The organism is Paenibacillus nuruki (assembly GCF_963311185.1).
GTDB lineage: Bacteria > Bacillota > Bacilli > Paenibacillales > Paenibacillaceae > Saccharibacillus > Saccharibacillus nuruki.
In genome coordinates, this window is the sequence record NZ_OY725677.1 from 2,802,770 (window position 1) to 2,820,717 (window position 17,948).

The window sequence follows — 17,948 nt, forward strand, 5'->3', positions numbered from 1 at the left end:
AATTACACTCCTTTAGTCCTTTGATTCCAGTCCTCGCAATTCCGCATCCAGGTTAGCCAAATCCTCTGGTAAAGGGGCTTGAAAAAGCATCTCTTCGCCTGTAACAGGATGAACAAAACCTAATTCAACCGCATGTAATGCCTGTCTACCTGCCAGTTGATCAAGTTGCGATATCGATGTAGATACATCTAAGTTCTTGTCTGGTCGTGCATAACCATACAACCGATCTCCTACAAGTGGACAACCAATATGCTTCATATGTACTCGAATCTGATGAGTACGTCCCGTTTCTAATTCCAATTCAACCAAGGCTATATCTCGATCTACAAAAGATTCTAGCACTTGATACCGAGTGGCTGCGGCATATCCATCTGGAGTGACTACACGCATATGAGGTTCGATCAGATCACGATCTATTGCCCCTTCTATTCTGCCTTGCGATACAGTCGGAATATGATGCACATACGCATGATACCTTTTCTGCACAGAATGATTGATCATTTGCTCGGAAATGTGTTGATGTGCATATGGATTTTTAGCGATAGCCAGCACACCCGATGTATCCTGATCTAAACGATGGACAGGACGAAAACGGAATTTCTCTCCACGTTCTTGCCAGTAATGCACAACACCATTTGCCAGCGTATCGGTATAATGTCCACTGGTAGGATGCACAATTACGCCTGCTTTTTTGTTCACAATCAATAGATGCTGATCTTCATAGATCACATCAATCTGCTGAGCTTGTGGCAGAATATCATCGGATTGTTCACGTTCCATCCGAATCTCTAACTTATCGCCAGCCTGCACTTTGGTACTAACATAGACATGCTGACCATTGAGCATCACACCTTGATCCGTCATTTTGAGACGGGATAATAATTTGCGTGAAATTCCCATCCGCTTTTGCATAATATTTTTAAGAATCATACCTTGATCTTGCGGTTGTATAATATACAATATTGGATCGTAATAATCATTCGTTTCGTGCTTAGCATTAATCACAATAATCCCTCAATCACGGCGAAATACTTTTTGACTGCGGATATATTCAATATCTGTTATGCCTGAACGTACATTAGCGGTACGAGCAATCACAAAAAAATAATCCGACAGTCGATTTAAGTATTTACGCACATTTATATTAATATTTGTTATTGCACCTAAGGTAACCACACGTCGCTCTGCACGCCGACATACCGTACGGCACACATGTAGTGAAGCGGCTAATGGATGTCCGCCAGGCAAAATAAAGCGCTCTATTGGAGGATTTTCAGTCTCATATTGATCAATCCATTGTTCCAGTTGATCTACTAACTCCGCATGGATTTTATATTTACTTTCGTCTAATGATACAAAAGCTAGATCGGCTCCGCAATCGAACAACTCATGCTGAATCGCTAGCAATTGTTCTCGTACATCGGCAAAAGATTCTCCTTCTGCCATTGCCAGTGCTTGACCTACAAAGCTATTGAGTTCATCAATCGTCCCATAAGCTTCGACACGAGCATCGTCTTTACTCACTCTACCACCGATTACTGAAGTCTGTCCTTCATCACCTGTGCGTGTATAAATATTCATTTGTAGCCCTCCCCTCGATGATAAAGCGATATTATTCTGTCATAGCTTTTAAGATTTTGAGAGATTTATTATAATCTGCAAAAACAGGAATCGCTGCATACAGATTATCCGGTGTATATTTGATTTTTTTGAACATACTCATTTGATCGACAGGAATCGAGAATAGATGCTTTTCTTGTTGATCTACATCTTCTTCAGATACGCTACCCATCGTTACACCACGCGAATACTTTTTGGAATCAAAATCTTTATCCAACATCACATGTCCACCATTAACCGAATAAGCTTTCATATCGTTCTCTGGCAAAATAATAATATCATCCTGACGATCCACATATTCTAGCGTTAACTTTTCAGCGGAGTAAATCGGTGTTGTATTCACAGTTACTTTCATCGTGCTACCTAGCTTGGTTTGCAACTCTTGTTTGACTTGTTCTGCTAGCTCTTGCGAGAATCCTTCACTGCCCATAATAAAGACAGTCACTTGATTAGGATCTTTCGGTTGATCTCCACCACAAGCGGTCAGCAGAAATACTATACTCATGCTTAACAGTAATCCTTTTATCCACAATTTCACCGAACGTTCCTCCTTCAATTCACTATATCCCATCATACCACAGCTATTTGACGTAAAAAAAGAAGCTCCTCTGTAAGGACCCCCTGTTGATTTAGGCTATACCTAATTATAGTAAGCACTTCTCATATGATGGATTCATCAGTCACTTGCAAAAAGAACCCTAAACATGATTAACGTTTTTGATGAGAGCGCATATATTCATTAATTTTCAAGTCTAATAACATACTAATCTCAATCACTAACTCCGATGTGAACGATTGTTCTTCCAGAAATAGTTGTTCCATTCGCGTACGAAGTACATAAATTTCATCCTCTAGGGAAAGTATCTGTGAGGACTCTCCTGAGGACGTTGACCATACTTCATTATTCTCAGCAATAATATGTCCGCGATATTCTGGCAAATTATATTCGGCACAATACAAACAATCCCCTCCCTTGAGACATGATTTCCTGCTTCCAAAGACCCATTATATCATAGGATCGAGCAAATGAAAGCAGGAAAATTGTTAATTCAAGGAAAAAAGAAGATTATGTGACAATTATTTTATTTTAGCTACAAAGGAACCTATTCTTTCCAATGCTTCACTTAATTGTGCGACAGATGTAGCATAAGAACAGCGAATAAATCCTTCTCCACCTAGTCCAAAAACAGTGCCCGGAACTGCTGCAACTTTGCCCTCAACCAGAAGCTGTTGCGCGAACTCTTCCGAAGTCAGCCCTGTATTCTGGATACTTGGAAAAGCATAAAAAGCACCTTGAGGTTCATGACATTCCAGACCGATACTCCGGAATCCATCGACAATCAGACGGCGACGACGATTATACGACTCGACCATCTTATCTTTTTCACCTAATCCATTTGTTAAAGCTTCAAGTGCTGCCACTTGTCCCATTACAGGAGCACACATTACTGTGTATTGGTGAATTTTGAGCATCGCTGAAATCAAATCACGATGTCCGCAAGCATAACCCATCCGCCAGCCGGTCATCGCAAAAGCTTTGGAAAATCCACTAACCAAAATCGTCCGTTCTTGCATACCCGGTACAGATGCAAAGCTAACATGCTTGGTGCCATACGTCAGTTCAGCATAAATTTCATCTGAAATTACAATCAGATCATGCTTTTCTACTACTTTAGCGATCGGCAACCAATCTTCATAGGTCATAATCGCACCTGTCGGATTACTTGGATAGCACAAAATCAAAATTTTGGAACGTGGCGTAATCTGTGCTTCAAGTGCTTCCGCTGTTAATTTGAAATTGTCTTTAGCAAAGGTCTCAATACCAACAGGGATACCTCCACCAATCGCTGTAATCGGTGAATAAGAGATATAACAAGGTTCAGGGATTAGAATCTCATCACCCGGTGTAATCAATGCACGAAGAGCTAAATCGATCGCTTCACTACCACCGACAGTAACCAGAATCTCGTCTTTGGGATCGTATGCGGTTTTAAATTCATTTTCCAGATAACCTGAAATAGCTTCACGAAGTTCAGGCATTCCGGCATTAGACGTATAACGTGTATATCCACGCTCTAACGAATAGACGCATGCTTCACGTACATGCCACGGTGTAATAAAATCAGGTTCCCCTACACCTAACGTAATAATATCTTTACTCGCACTCACCAGATCAAAAAACTTCCGAATACCGGAAGGCTTAATATCTTGAACCAATGGAGAAAGGTAAGAAGTCATCGACTTGGATGATCCGGTCTGTTGTTCATTATTCACAATCATGGCAATCCTCTTCCTTCAGCGCTTTATAATCTAAGCGCGATTTGTTCTACTCTTATCTAATATAGATGGGTATAACGATATTGGTTACGTTTATGGAGAAATGATCAGGCGACGGTCATCTTCATGTTCTTCGAAGATAATGCCATCCTGCTTATATTTTTTAAGTATAAAGTGAGTTTTGGTAGACAATACCGATTCAATAGGAGATAAACGATCTGAAACGAAGCTTGCTACTTCTTTCAAATTGGTTCCTTCGACTTCAACTAGAAGATCATACGCGCCAGACATTAAATAGACCGATTTTACTTGTGGATACAAATAAATGCGTTCTGCTATTCCTTCAAATCCTCTACCACGTTCCGGTGTAATCTGTACTTCGATTAATGCTGTGACTTTCTCATCATCGACTTTACTCCAGTTCACCACAGATGTGTATTTCACAATCACATGCTCATCTTCTAATTCACGAATCGCTTGAGTCACTTCTGCTTCATCGACACCAAGTAAGGTAGAAAGAAGTTGTGGTGTGCGTCTTGCATCTTCTTTTAACAAATCTAATATTTGTAATTTAAGGTCGCTCAATTCTTTCATAACGTAATAGCCTCCAAGTGCGCAAGATTAATCATAAGTATGACATGAATCGCCCATTTCTGCCAACCCTTTGATTTGATCATTGCCTGCTGCTGACGTGCTTCTATACTTCTGTCAAACGATTATCTGAGCGAACTGCTTCAAGGGGATAACAATCAGGTTACTTAATCTTATTACTTAGACAGTCAGCATAGGTAGTACATTATTATACCTTGAGGAGCGAAACATTATGGATCTGCACACTAACCGTACCGCATGGGACAAAACTTTACCTAAATCTGAAACTCCGAAATATCAAGCGTTACATGACAATATTTCCTGTGATGTACTTATTATTGGTGGCGGAATGGGTGGAGCTTTATCAGCACGTGAACTTGCACACCTAGGTATCAATGTAGTACTTGTTGAAAAATCAAAAATCGGTCAAGGTAGCTCTGTTGCCAATACCGGTTTACTTCAATATACGAATGATAAAATGATGACTTCCTGTATTAATACATTTGGTGAACAAAATGGTGTACTATTCTACCGCCTGTGCCAACAAGCGATGGAATATCTGATCGATATTGCTCCAACATTACCGATCGATGCCCAATTAATCCCACGCAGTAGTCTATATTATGCAAGTAACCCAGAAGATGTACCTGCGCTCAAAGAAGAGTATGAAAATCTAAAACGTTTTGGATTTGAAGCAGAATACTGGAATGAAGAAGAAATTGCGAAGCGTTTCTCTTTTCAAAAAGCTGGCGGATTGTACACTCATGGTGACGCTGAAGTAAATCCATATCGCTTTATCCATGCATTGATGGCAGATGCGATGAATCATGGAGCACAGTTATATGAAGGTGTTGAAATTACGAATCATGTGGCAGACGATACAGGAGTGACCTGTTATGCAGGCGATATCGCTATTCGTGCCCGTACTGTAATTTATGCAACAGGTTATGCGACCCAAGAAATGAAAAAAGAACGCGGTGCTTTTCTAGAAACCACTTATGCGATTATGACTAATCCTGTAGAAAGCTGGAAAGGTTGGCATGAACAAAGTATGGTCTGGGAAACGACTCGTCCTTACCTTTATATGAGAACCACTGCGGATAATCGGATTGTAGTCGGTGGATTGGATGAGCCTTTTACTGATCCTGAATGGCGTGACGTCCGAATGGTAAAACAATCGCAAAAATTACTGGAAGAAGTACAGACGTTATTTCCAAATGTAGGCGAGTTGTCAATCGATTATGCTTGGGCAGCTGTATTTGGTTCCAGCCGTGATGGATTGCCTTATATCGGTGGACATCCAGATTATCCTCACTGTTACTTTGTAGAAGGATATGGTGGTAATGGAACAGTCTATAGCGCTATTGCAGCCCAATTACTAGCGGATACAATCACTGGAATCGAACGTCCTGAATTAGAACTGTTTGGCTTAACACGTACAACCAAGCCTTCCCCTGCAACAGTTGACGATATTGTTGTGTAATTGATAGCAAAAAGCTCTTATCCTCAACCATCATCGGGTCGAGAATAAGAGCTTTTTATATAACATTTGAATGGCTTATTGTTCGTTAAGATTGGTAATTTTATCAATAATCGCTACACGCTCATCTTCGCACAGACTTTGATGAACATGGAAGCAACTTGGACAGACATATACATTGACTTTAAATGTAGAAGGTAAGATCGCAACATTATTAGCTGTTGCAGGCAAAGGAGTAAATCCAGTTCCGCCCATCTCTTGTGTTCCTGCAAGCAACATATATTCCTGACAATGCGGACATTGTGGAATCTCTTCTTGTTGATCGAGCAATTGTTCTACATTTTCTTCATATTGCACCATATTAAAGTTCTCATCACCATACTGCTCAATCGTTTTGAGTGAAGATAGACTTGGTTGTGTAAATAGCTCTGCATCATTTAACAGGCTGGTCGCACGTGATGCAAACGATTGTTGCTGTTCTTCTTGCGGAGCAACAGGGGCTACAGGAGCTCTACGAACTTCAGCAGGTGGCTTCTGTCCGCCTTCAACATATTCCTCATCTTCGTCTTCATCTAAAGCAATATTAAGCGTACGATAACCATTTAATTCATTATGACAGTGCGGGCACAATTCTTCCGGTCCAAATTCGGGGTCCCATACAATCTCACTATCGCACCAAGGACATATTGTTGTATCCATGTTGTAATTCCTCTCATCGCTTATATTTCTGTTCAAGCTTATTATAAAATAGTTGCCCCTATCACGTACGATAAGGATATAGAGATAATCATAGAGATTAAGCCAACAGCTTTGTTATCGGCTGCAATCTCTTCATCAATCTTAAATACAGGTGTCAAAAATTCAAATATAAAGTAAGCCGCTAGCAGTAAAAGAAAACCGATCACAGACCATCCAAGACTTTCATAGACTGTACTATGCGCTTCGATCGAAAAACGCATAATATTACAAATCCCAAAAATCTTACCGCCTGTTGCCATCGCGACAGCTACATTACCGCGTCTTATTTCATCCCAGCACTTATATTTGGCGACCATTTCGAAACACCATAAAAATACGATAAGCTGTAGTACAGCTACCGAGAAAAAACCGATCATCATCCCGACCGGATGTGCAAGCATCGGATCAATATAATCTTTCACGCTACCTCATAGCCCCTTCCGGTACTGAAATCATCTACAGACATTTCTATTCATTACGCATGAACGCTGCAATGGTTTCAGCCGGATTATTTCAATACGGCTACAGTTACGCCGTTACCGCCTTCGTTATATTCACCAGTACGGAAACTTTTGACATGCTTATGACGACGTAAGAAATCTTGAATCCCTGTTCTCAGTACGCCTGTGCCTTTACCATGGATGATATAGATTTGCCCTAGATTAGCCAAAAAAGCTTCATCTAGAAAACGATCCACTTCCATTAATCCTTCTTCTACATTCGCACCCCGTAGATCTAGCTCAGAACGCATATTATCTTCGCGTGACCGTTTGATCGTTGTTGCTTTCTTCTGGGGCTGTGCATTGATCGTAGCGGCTGACTGCACTAATTCTAGATCACTTAATGCTACTTTCATTTTCAAAATACCCATTTGTACGACAGCTTCTTTGGTACCTGATAATTCTACGATATGTCCACGTTGATTCAGACTATAGACCATAACATCATCGCCAGGACCCAGTGGTTTTACTTTTTTCGCTTCGGTTGAAGACGTTGATTTCTTCTTAGTACGTTGCCCTGGAGTCGCATCATCCAATTGCTTACGAGCTGCAATCAGCTTGTGATCTTTCACAGCTGCTCCTTCTTCTTGAGCAAGCTGACGTAAAGAGCGAATCACTTCATCGGCTTCTTTGCGTGCTTTTTCGATAATTTCACGTGCTTCTTCATCGGCTTTTTCCAGACGTTTATCACGTTGTTCTTCTAATTTGGCAAGATCACGCTCATAACGACCACGTAATTTCTCCATATCCGATCGTAACGTTGCTGCTGTATTACGATCTTCTTCAGCACTCAGACGATTGCTTTCGAGAGAAGCGATCATATTTTCAACACGTTGATCTTCTTCGCCCACTTCACCACGAGCCACATCGAGAATCTTTTCAGATAATCCTAAGCGTGAAGCGATAGCAAATGCATTACTACGTCCCGGTACACCAATCAATAAGCGATACGTAGGGCTAAGTGTATTGACATCGAATTCCATACTCGCATTAATCACGCCTTTGCGATCATAAGCATAAGCTTTCAATTCGCTAAAGTGAGTCGTAGCAATCATACGACAACCTTGAGAATGAATATATTCCAAAATCGCAATCGCCAATGCTGAACCTTCTGCGGGATCGGTTCCTGCTCCCAATTCATCAAAGAGCACCAGACTTTTCGGTGTCATATGTTCTAGAATTGAAATAATATTGGTCATGTGACTTGAAAATGTACTCAGATTTTGTTCGATACTTTGTTCATCACCGATATCTGCATAGATTGCGTCAAACACACATAATTGACTACCTTCATCTGCTGGAATAAATAGACCAGACATCGCCATCAGACTGAGTAATCCGACTGTTTTTAAGGTTACTGTTTTACCACCGGTATTCGGCCCGGTTACAATAATACTGGTATGTTCGTTACCCAGTTCCAGATCCGTAGGTACCACATGAGCAAGCGGAATCAATGGATGACGTGCTTTTTTTAATTTCAAAAATCCACGGTCATTCATCTTCGGCATTGTAGCGTCCATCGAACGAGCTAATTTAGCTTTGGCAAAAATAAAGTCAAGGTCTGCCAAAATATCAATATCATAATTCAGCAATTCAACTTGATCGGATACTTGCGCAGTGAGTTTCTGCAAAATCACTTCGATCTCACGTTCTTCACGTAACTTCGCTTCACGTAGCTTATTGTTCATCGCTACAATCGCTTCAGGCTCAATAAATAATGTTGCTCCTGAACCCGACTGATCATGAACGATACCGCCAAAGTGAGCACGATACTCCGCTTTGACCGGAATGACAAAGCGATCGCCACGAATGGTGACTAATTGATCTTGCAACATTTTGGCTACACTTTGAGAACGGATCATACTATCCAGCTTCTCCCGAATACGAACTTCGCCTGAGCGTAGTTCACGACGTACTGCGGCAAGTTCAGGGCTTGCAGAATCCATCACATGAGCAGAATCATCGATACAAGCACGAATCGCTTTTTCCAGTGGACGTTGATCGGAGATCAGTTCTACTAGATCAGCTAGCATCGGTACAGGATTTTCTTCATGTACCATCTCAACATGGCGACGTGCACGTCTACCACCCATGATTGTATTTGCAATGCCTAATAATTCACTTGGATTCAGTGTTCCACCTATACGTGCACGACTAACCGCCGCACTAATATCAACGATTCCACCAAAAGGCGGTGTTCCTTTGAGGCGATCTACTAATGTCGCTTCATCCGTCGTTTGAAGTAATTTTTTGACATGCTCCAAATCCGTATCCGGTTGCAACGCCAGCGCTGTACGTTTACCGATCGAAGTGGCTGCATGTGAAGACAATGTATTCAAAATTTGACCATACTGCATGGTATGGAATATTTTTTCGTTCAACGTAATGACACTCCTCTAACTAACAAATTACTTTATAATATAATGCACTACTTCTTATTATACATCTAGACCAAATATTCACAAAATACTTAAATACCAAATGATACATTAGACTTATCATTTCTTTATTTAGCCATATTTGATTTAAATTTTGATCATATCGGTTACTCTTTATGTAGATCAGAGTTATACTATTTATGAATATTACGAACAACTATCATCATATATCACTATAGGAGGAATAATACATGTATACACCGTCTAACCCTAATCACAAAATGAGTCATTATAAAAGAACACTAATCATCGTCAGTATGATGATCGCTGTTATGGTTCTTTTATCTGCTTGTGGTCAAAAAAATGAGTCTGCTACTAATCCACCACAAAGCGGTGTCACCGAGACCGGCGTAGCGCCTGCGGATGGTACAGAACAATTGATGATCAAAGCGACTAATTATGCATTTGATCAAAAAGAATACCATGTTAAAAAAGGGCAACCTGTACAGATCGTTTTTGAAAGTGTACAAGGTAATCACGGCGTGATGATTCCTGCTCTCAATGTCGATCTTGATTCTCAAAATACAACAGCAACCGTCACTCCACAAGAAGCAGGTCAATTCGATATTGCTTGCTCGATTATGTGTGGTTCTGGTCATAGCACAATGGTTGCCAAATTGATCGTAGATGAAGCTTAATCGACTGAACTCATTTTAGTAGCCAAAAAATCCCTTTCTGTTTCACTACACCAGTATACGTAGTGATAAGCAGAAAGGGATTTTGCTATCTAATTCTGATCCTGCTCGATCAATTCCATCCATTCATTGTACTCAATTTCCAAACGATGATGCTGTTCACGAAGCTGTTCAAGTTCACGGATAATACGTTCTTTCTCTTCACGCTGATCTTCCAGTTCAATATGAACCAATCTCAATTGATGTGAAGACACTTCATATTGTTGCAAAATTTCTTGCATTTCTTCAGACTTCTGCGCTTCTACTGTAGACAGTTGTCCTTGCTGTTCAAGCCATTCACGTTCTTGTTGTTCCAACTGTAAAATCTGTTGGGCTTGCTGTTGTTGAACTTGTTCTGTCTCCTGAATACGTTGTTGCCATTCATTTAACTCTTGACGCAACTGATGACTTTGCTGTTCTAAACGCCCGATTTCTTCCAAATATCCTTCTTCATTACGACTCACTGTCCGATAATCTTCTTCCAGTTGAGTATATCGGTTGTTCCATTGATCGATATGGGTATTCGCTTCTTGCAAAATATGCTCTTGTTGCCCGAGCTTATCTTGTAAAGAAACCAATTCTTGATTCAATGTTGCTACTTGAGCTTGTGCATCTTGATGATGTTGCTGTTCTTGTGACCATTGTGCTTGTACTGTATTCAGCTCATCTTCTTGTTCACTAACACGCTCACGCCACATTTCCATCTCTTCTTGAATCGTCGATTTCTGTTGCTGTAATTCTTGCAACTGATGAATACGCTCCGATTGCAATTCTTCCAAGTCCTGATATTGATATTCCAACATCTGACGTTGCTCTTCATTCACACGTAGTTGTTCTTCCAAATTCTCACGCTCGGCTTGAGCCGCTGTTAATTGAGCCTGAAGACGATGAGCCTCCTCTTCTTGTTGAGTAGAAAGGTCACGCCATGTTGTCGCTTCTTCTTCGGCTGTTGTCAGCTGTTGTTGGATGCCTTCTAATTGTTGATGCAGTGTCGATTGCTGTGTTTCCAGTTGAGCACGTTGTTCTTCCAGTGCACGCAACTGCTCTTCCAACTGCTCAACCTGCTCACGAATTTGAGACGATTGGGCTTGAGCCTGCTCTACTTCTTGCTCTTGCTGGTTAGACAGTTCACGCCACGTGTCTGCTTCTTCTTGTGCACTGATCAACTCTTGCTGTGTCTGCTGAAGTTGTTGATTCAGAGCGATATGTTGCTCTTCTAACTGTGCTCGCTGTTGTTCTGCTGTACGCGCTTGTTCTTGAGTGTCTACTAATTCCGATTGAATCCGCTGGGCTTCTTGCTCTTGCTGTCCAGATAGCTCACGCCATGTATCTGCTTCTTCTTGAGCAACAGCTAATGTTTCTTTGATCTCTACTAATTGTTGACTGAGATCGGATTGCTGTTCTTCTAATGTGTGCACTTGCGCTTGCATAGCTTCATATTCTGCTTGTGCAGCATCATACTGCTGTTGCAACAATACCCGTTGTTCTTGGCTATTTAATAATTCCATTTGCATCTGAGCTACTTCTTGTTCTTGTTGATCCGATAATTCACGCCAAGTAGTCGCTTCTTCTTGTGCAGTAGTTAATGTAGCTTGTAGTTCAGCTAGTTGTTGCTGTACATTCGATTGCTCTGTTTCCAGTACATGCACTTGATTTTCCAGATCATTACGTTCGGTCTGGATACGATTAGACTGTTGCTGTAATGCTGTATATTGTTCTTGCACCTGAGCTAGTTCGGCTTGAACTTGAGTCACTTCTTGTTCTTGTTGAGCAGATAACTCATGCCAAGTACTAACTTCTTCTTGCGTTACTGTTAATGTTTCTTGGAGTTCTACTAGTTGTTGCTGTAGATCGGACTGCTCTGTTTCCAGTACATGCACTTGATTTTCCAGATCATTACGCTCGGTCTGGATATGATCAGACTGTTGTTGTAATGTTGTATATTGTTCTTGCACTTGAGCTAATTCGGCTTGAACATCAGTCACTTCTTGTTCCTGTTGTCCCGATAATTCACGCCATGTACGTGCTTCTTCTTGCGTCCGTGTTAATGTTTCTTGAAGTGTAAATAATTGTTCATTCAGCTGAGTCTGTTGTTCTTGTAAAGTCTGTGCTTGATTCTGTAGTGATTCATGCTCGGTTCGTAATAATTCACTTGTTGCTTGTAAAGATTCATGTTCTGCATGCACAGTATCGTACTGCTGTTGCAGAGCTGTATATTGTTCTTGTACCTGTGCCAGTTCGGCTTGAACAGTCTGTAATTCTTGTTCTTGTTGTTCAGATAATTCGTGCCATGTAGATACTTCTTCTTGGATCGTTGTATTTTCTTGTCGTAGTTCTGTTAACTGCTGATCCAGTTCTGACTTCTGTTCTTCCAATTCACCCAGTTGTTCTTCGATTACCAAACGCTGCTCTTCGAGTACCACTTGCTGTTCTTGTGCTTCAGATAATTCGGCTTGAATACGTGCAACTTCCTGTTCTTGTTGACCAGATAGTTCACGCCACGTTTCCAATCTTTGCTTGGTTGCAGATACTTCGTTTTTGGCATCTGCTAATTGTTGATGCAAAATAGAGATTTGTTCTTTGGCAGCATTCGCTTGTTCTTCTAACGTATGACGTTGTTCTTGAACTTGAGTTAATTCGGCTTGTACTTTCTGTACTTCTTGCTCTTGTTGTTGCGCCAATTCATACCAGCGATTCGATTCCTCTTTGGATGATTCTATTTCTTGTTGCGCTGTATTCAATTGCTCTTGTACCTGTGTCAATTCTTGTTGAGACGTATTTAGTTGTTGTTCTAATCCTTGTTGTTGCTCTTGCACAGTAGATAGATTTGTCTGAACAGTCTGCAACTCTTGTTCTTGTTGTACAGACAATTCACGCCATGTCTCTGATTCTTCTTGCGCTTCAGACAATTCTTTAGTGAGTAGCTGTTGCTGTTCTTCTAACGCTTTTAATTCAGTTAATGTGCGGTTATTATTTTCCTCCAGTTCGGCATGATCTTGTTGAATACGATCATGTTGTTGTTGTAAAAGCTGTACTTGCTCTTCTAACTCCATCACTCGCAAACTGGCAACTTCTTCATTTTCAGTCAAAAGGTTAATCTCACTGCGTAAATTTTCTGTTGTTTGTTGCAGATTCTGCTCTAGATCTACATTCGACTTCAATGCTTTTTGAAGTGCTTCTTCTGCTATTTTCCATTTATGCTGTATTTGTTCATTATTTAATTTGTGTTCTTGGTTTTGTTGTTGTAATTGTTTGTTTTGTCCTTCTGTCGACGTCAGCTTTTGCTGAGTCTGTGTCAATTGAGCCGATGTTTCTTTAACACTCTTTTGCAACTGTTCATTAGTACTGACTTGTTGTTTATTTTCCTGTTGCAATTTCTGTATTAATTCCTGTTGTTGTGCTTGTACGGTCTGTAGTTGCTCTAATTCTGTATTTAAACGCTGTTGCTCTGCAATCGCTTGATCAAATTCGGATTGGTTCACTTGAGCATTAATTGATTCTTCTGCCATGTGTACTGCTGCTAATACAGCCAATTTGGCTTTATCTAAATGAGAATGGGCTTGCGATATATCGTTCATATGCTCGTCTACATAACGAGCAATTTGTCTCATATAATCGGCACTCGTGCCAACTAATTTATAAGTTGTTCCATAAATATCCACGTTTACTCTAATGCGTTCGGGTGTCGTCACAATCGTGCCCTCCTTTACTTCTTCTGTTTATTCTAGTTGGATGTAGACAAAAAAGCCACATCGATTGTTATTCGATGCGACCCTTGTCAATTCCTGCTATAGTCCCTAACAAACATGATTCTTTAATAACAGAGTCATTTAAGTAGGGAATCTAAGCAGTATGATTATAGAGCAAAATGTATTATTTACGTAGTTCTGCACCAAATTGTTCAGATAATACAGTCAATACTTGATCATGCACAGCCGTTACTTCTTCATCTGTTAAGGTATGCTCAGCGTGACGATATACGATCGCAATCGCTACACTCTTCTTACCTTCGCCTACACGGTCGCCTGTGTACACATCAAAGACTTGTACCGTTTCTAACAATTCTTTCGCTGTCAAACGAATAGAAGCTAGTAATTCTCCTGCTGCTACTTCTTCATTGATTACAACAGCAATATCACGTTGTACTGAAGGGTAACGTGGCAATTCGCTGTATACGATTTTCTCATCGGCTTCTTCATACAATGGAGCCAATTGAATCTCTGCGACATACGTATCTTCAAGATCGGATTCGCGCTGAATATCAGGATGAATCTGTCCAATCACACCAATCCATTGTTGCTGACTACCTACTTGTAAATATACAGAGGCAGAGCGTCCTGGATGGAATCCTTGTGGTTGATCTGCTTTGTACGTAATCAGTGATTGTAGTCCTAGATATTGAAGTAGACTTTCGAGTGCACCTTTAAGATCAAAGAAATCGACACGTTCGTTACCTGTATTCCATTGTGCTTGTTGGCGTCTACCTGTAAGTAGCAATCCAAGCAAAGGAACTTCTGTCGGTTGACGAGTCAATTCTTGCTCAGAACTGAAGAACGCACTTCCGATTTCAAATAAAGCTAAATTTTCCTGTTTACGATTGCGGTTAAATGAAGCTGTTTCTAACAACTGCGGAATCAACGTACTCCGTAGCACACTACGATCTTCACTCATCGGCATCGCAAGAGCAACCTGTTGTTGCTCTCCACGCAATTGTGGGAACAGATCATTTTTGGCTGGATGTGTGAACGAATACGTGATCGCTTCTTGATATCCACCATGAGTTAGCAAATGACGCACAGTACGACGTAAGCGTTGAGACTTGGTCAATGCTCCTGGTGTTGTTGTGCCTTCAATCGAAGTCGTTGGAATATTATCATATCCATATAAACGAGCTACTTCTTCGATCAAATCTACATCGCGTACAATATCACCACGACGTGTAGGAACACGTACTTCTAATAAGTCTTGTGCTACATCGCCATAAGGGAATTGAAGACGGGAGAAGATCGTTTTAATTTCAAGTAAAGACAATTCTGTACCTAAATAACGATTTAATTTGCTCAAAGACAACTGAAGTGTTTTCTCTTCTGCTACTTGTACCACTTCTTCTACAATACCTTCGTGAATCAATCCATGACCATAACGAACGATCAATTCAGCTGCACGATTAAGCGCTGGTACTACCGCAGACGGATCGACTTCTTTTTCAAAACGTTGACTCGCTTCTGAACGAAGCCCAAGACGACGTGATGTTTTGCGGATTGTTCCACCATCGAACTTAGCAGATTCTAGCAAAATATTGACTGTAGAGGCTGTCACTTCTGTATCAGCACCACCCATAACGCCAGCAAGGCCTACAGGCTGTCCGCCACTTGTAATCAATAACATACGATCATCTAATTTACGTTCTTGATCATCTAATGTGTTAAGAACTTCACCTTCACGTGCCATCCGTACTTCAATTGCACCTTGATTTAATTTGTCTGCATCATAAGCATGTAGAGGTTGTCCGTATTCTAACATCACGAAGTTGGTAATATCGACAATATTACTAATCGGACGAATCCCTGCTGCAATCAGACGGTTTTGTAACCATAGTGGAGAAGCTCCAACTGTGATCCCGCTGATATAACGAGCTGAGAAGTGACTACATTGCTCTGTCGCTTCAATGTTTACCGAAATATGATCTGCCGCTGCATCACCAGCTTCTACAAAATTCAATTCTGGCAATTGTACATCACGACCTAGAATAGCGCCTACTTCATAAGCCGCACCTAGCATACTCAAGCAATCAGAACGATTCGGTGTTAGATCGAAATCAAGTACAGCATCGTCCAAGCCAAGTAATTCTACAATCGGTGTACCGATTTCTGTATGTTCAGGTAGAACCAAAATACCTTCTTGTTGATCTTTAGGAAGTAATTTATCGTTAATACCTAGTTCTTTGGCAGAACAGATCATCCCTTGAGATAATACGCCACGCAACTTGGCTTTTTTGATATCCATACCGCCCGGTAATTTAGCACCTACAAGAGCGACTGGAACTTTTTGTCCAGCATCGATATTTTTAGCACCACATACGATCTGTAAGTCTTCACCTTGTCCGGCATCAATTACACAGACGTTTAATTTGTCTGCATCTGGATGCTTTTCTTTACTTTTCACATAACCAACAACAACGTTTGTAATCCCTTGATTACGGTATTCAACGCTATCGATTTCGATTCCAGAACGTGTAATGCGCTCTGCTAGTTCTTCTGGAGTGACTTGATCCAAAGAAACATATTGAGACAGCCATTGTGTAGATACTTTCACTGCTATTCACTCCTTTATATTAGATACGTGAGAATTGTTTGAGGAAACGCATATCGTTACTGTAGAAATGACGAATATCGTCAATGCCGTATTTTAGAATAGCTATCCGTTCTACGCCGATACCAAATGCAAATCCACTATATACTTCAGGGTCAAAACCGCCCATTTCTAACACTTTAGGATGAACCATACCGCAACCTAACACTTCGATCCAGATGCGTTCACCATTCTTTTTCACAAAGGTAACATCAACTTCTACGCTAGGCTCTGTGAAAGGGAAAAAGCTAGGACGCAAACGAATTTCAGTAGACTCTCCGAACATTTCACGAGCAAATTGAAGTAATGTTCCTTTAAGATCACTCATACGAATCCCTTTATCAATCACCAATCCTTCGATTTGGAAAAATTGGAAAGAGTGAGTCGCATCGTCATCATCACGACGATATACAGCACCCGGGCAAATCACTTTCAAAGGTGCTTTTCCTTTAGCCGCTTCCATCGCACGAATCTGCACAGGAGAAGTATGGGTACGCATCAACAATTCATCGGTCAGATAGAAAGAATCTTGCATATCACGAGCAGGGTGATTTTTCGGCAAATTCAATGCTTCAAAGTTATAATAATCACTTTCTGCTTGAGGACCTTCAGCTACGCTGTATCCCATGCCCAGGAAAATATCTTCCATTTGTTCGATTACTTTGTTGATCGGATGGATACCGCCTTGTGGCAATCCACGACCAGGCAATGTTACATCGATTTTTTCAGCAGCAAGACGTTCGTTCGTCTCTGCACGTACAAATTCTTCTTGTTTGCGATTGATCACTTCTTCGATCGCTTCACGCACTTCATTAGCAACTTGACCCACAACAGGACGTTCTTCAGCACTAAGCTTACCCATACCACGTAAAACTTCGGTTAAAGCTCCTTTTTTACCAGAGTATTTAACACGTAGATCTGCTAGTTCTTTCGGTGTGGCTACTTTTTCTAATACTTCCAGTGCTTCGGATTTCAAAGCAAGCAAATGTTCTTGCATTTGGACGATTTCGCTCATCGTTGTTAAGCCCCTTTCTTCCTATCACGCAGTGTGTAAACCTTATTAAAACAACAAAAAAAGGCCTTCTCTCCCCTTAAGGGACGAAAAGACCGTGGTACCACCCTTGTTAGAAATTTATAATCTGTATCTCAATATAGAGTCTCCTCTAAATCAATCACATGTAGATTATAAGCTTCTCGCTCGAAACGACGATAACGGATCGTTACACCGGCTATTCCTAATCTATAGATCAGCTTAATCATACAGCTCACTTATATTTCA

The 17,948-nt window shown here is 40.8% G+C and carries 14 protein-coding genes and 1 other annotated feature (1 of these 15 cut by a window edge); of the genes, 2 read left to right on the top strand and 12 right to left on the bottom strand.

From position 1 onward, the window contains the following. Window positions 1–12 precede the first annotated feature (12 nt). From RCP16_RS12500 to RCP16_RS12525, 6 genes are all read right to left on the bottom strand, one after another. A complete protein-coding gene (locus tag RCP16_RS12500) occupies window positions 13–1,005 on the bottom strand; it encodes an RluA family pseudouridine synthase (protein ID WP_502921640.1) in 993 nt (330 codons plus the stop codon). Between the two features lie 9 nt (window positions 1,006–1,014). Beyond that, window positions 1,015–1,581, bottom strand: coding sequence for a cob(I)yrinic acid a,c-diamide adenosyltransferase (locus RCP16_RS12505; RefSeq protein ID WP_308640429.1), 567 nt, complete (start codon window positions 1,579–1,581; stop codon window positions 1,015–1,017). Between the two features lie 31 nt (window positions 1,582–1,612). After that, window positions 1,613–2,158: an LPS-assembly lipoprotein LptE gene (locus RCP16_RS12510; protein ID WP_308640430.1), complete on the bottom strand. Its 546-nt coding sequence runs from the start codon at window positions 2,156–2,158 to the stop codon at window positions 1,613–1,615. A 170-nt stretch (window positions 2,159–2,328) separates the two neighbouring features. Further along, window positions 2,329–2,535 (bottom strand): aspartyl-phosphate phosphatase Spo0E family protein, encoded by a 207-nt coding sequence (locus tag RCP16_RS12515; protein ID WP_241669322.1) that lies wholly within the window; start codon window positions 2,533–2,535, stop codon window positions 2,329–2,331. 162 nt (window positions 2,536–2,697) lie between these two features. Further along, window positions 2,698–3,900: an aminotransferase class I/II-fold pyridoxal phosphate-dependent enzyme gene (locus RCP16_RS12520; protein WP_069327278.1), complete on the bottom strand. Its 1,203-nt coding sequence runs from the start codon at window positions 3,898–3,900 to the stop codon at window positions 2,698–2,700. 90 nt (window positions 3,901–3,990) lie between these two features. Then, window positions 3,991–4,491, bottom strand: a complete 501-nt coding sequence (locus tag RCP16_RS12525; RefSeq protein WP_069327277.1) for an Lrp/AsnC family transcriptional regulator — start codon at window positions 4,489–4,491, stop codon at window positions 3,991–3,993. Between the two features lie 229 nt (window positions 4,492–4,720). Here RCP16_RS12525 and RCP16_RS12530 point away from each other — a divergent pair, with 229 nt between their 5' ends. Continuing rightward, window positions 4,721–5,971 carry an NAD(P)/FAD-dependent oxidoreductase gene (locus RCP16_RS12530; RefSeq protein ID WP_308640431.1) on the top strand — a complete coding sequence of 417 codons (1,251 nt, stop codon included), beginning with the start codon at window positions 4,721–4,723 and terminating at the stop codon, window positions 5,969–5,971. 75 nt (window positions 5,972–6,046) lie between these two features. Here the strand turns inward: RCP16_RS12530 and RCP16_RS12535 are convergent, their stop codons facing one another. The 3 genes from RCP16_RS12535 to RCP16_RS12545 all read right to left on the bottom strand — a co-directional run bounded on the left by RCP16_RS12535 (window position 6,047) and on the right by RCP16_RS12545 (window position 9,587). Further along, window positions 6,047–6,667, bottom strand: coding sequence for a hypothetical protein (locus RCP16_RS12535; protein WP_069327275.1), 621 nt, complete (start codon window positions 6,665–6,667; stop codon window positions 6,047–6,049). Between the two features lie 41 nt (window positions 6,668–6,708). Continuing rightward, a complete protein-coding gene (locus RCP16_RS12540; RefSeq protein ID WP_137222510.1) occupies window positions 6,709–7,107 on the bottom strand; it encodes a DUF350 domain-containing protein in 399 nt (132 codons plus the stop codon). A 107-nt stretch (window positions 7,108–7,214) separates the two neighbouring features. Continuing rightward, on the bottom strand, window positions 7,215–9,587 hold the full coding sequence (locus RCP16_RS12545) for an endonuclease MutS2 (protein ID WP_308640432.1): 2,373 nt from the start codon (window positions 9,585–9,587) through the stop codon (window positions 7,215–7,217). A 248-nt stretch (window positions 9,588–9,835) separates the two neighbouring features. On the opposite strand from RCP16_RS12545, the gene RCP16_RS12550 reads away from it, so the two are divergent. Beyond that, entirely contained in the window at window positions 9,836–10,282 is a 447-nt protein-coding gene (locus RCP16_RS12550; protein WP_245703465.1) for a cytochrome c oxidase subunit II, read from the top strand. Between the two features lie 89 nt (window positions 10,283–10,371). Here RCP16_RS12550 and RCP16_RS12555 read toward each other — a convergent pair whose 3' ends face one another. The 3 genes from RCP16_RS12555 to pheS form a co-directional block, all read right to left on the bottom strand. After that, a complete protein-coding gene (locus RCP16_RS12555; RefSeq protein ID WP_308640433.1) occupies window positions 10,372–14,010 on the bottom strand; it encodes a hypothetical protein in 3,639 nt (1,212 codons plus the stop codon). Between the two features lie 181 nt (window positions 14,011–14,191). Further along, window positions 14,192–16,633, bottom strand: coding sequence for a phenylalanine--tRNA ligase subunit beta (pheT, locus tag RCP16_RS12560; RefSeq protein WP_137222240.1), 2,442 nt, complete (start codon window positions 16,631–16,633; stop codon window positions 14,192–14,194). A gap of 19 nt (window positions 16,634–16,652) precedes the next feature. Continuing rightward, a complete protein-coding gene (gene pheS / locus RCP16_RS12565) occupies window positions 16,653–17,666 on the bottom strand; it encodes a phenylalanine--tRNA ligase subunit alpha (RefSeq protein ID WP_069327295.1) in 1,014 nt (337 codons plus the stop codon). A gap of 94 nt (window positions 17,667–17,760) precedes the next feature. Further along, window positions 17,761–17,948 (bottom strand) — a binding site (T-box leader) (it continues 115 nt past the right edge of the window).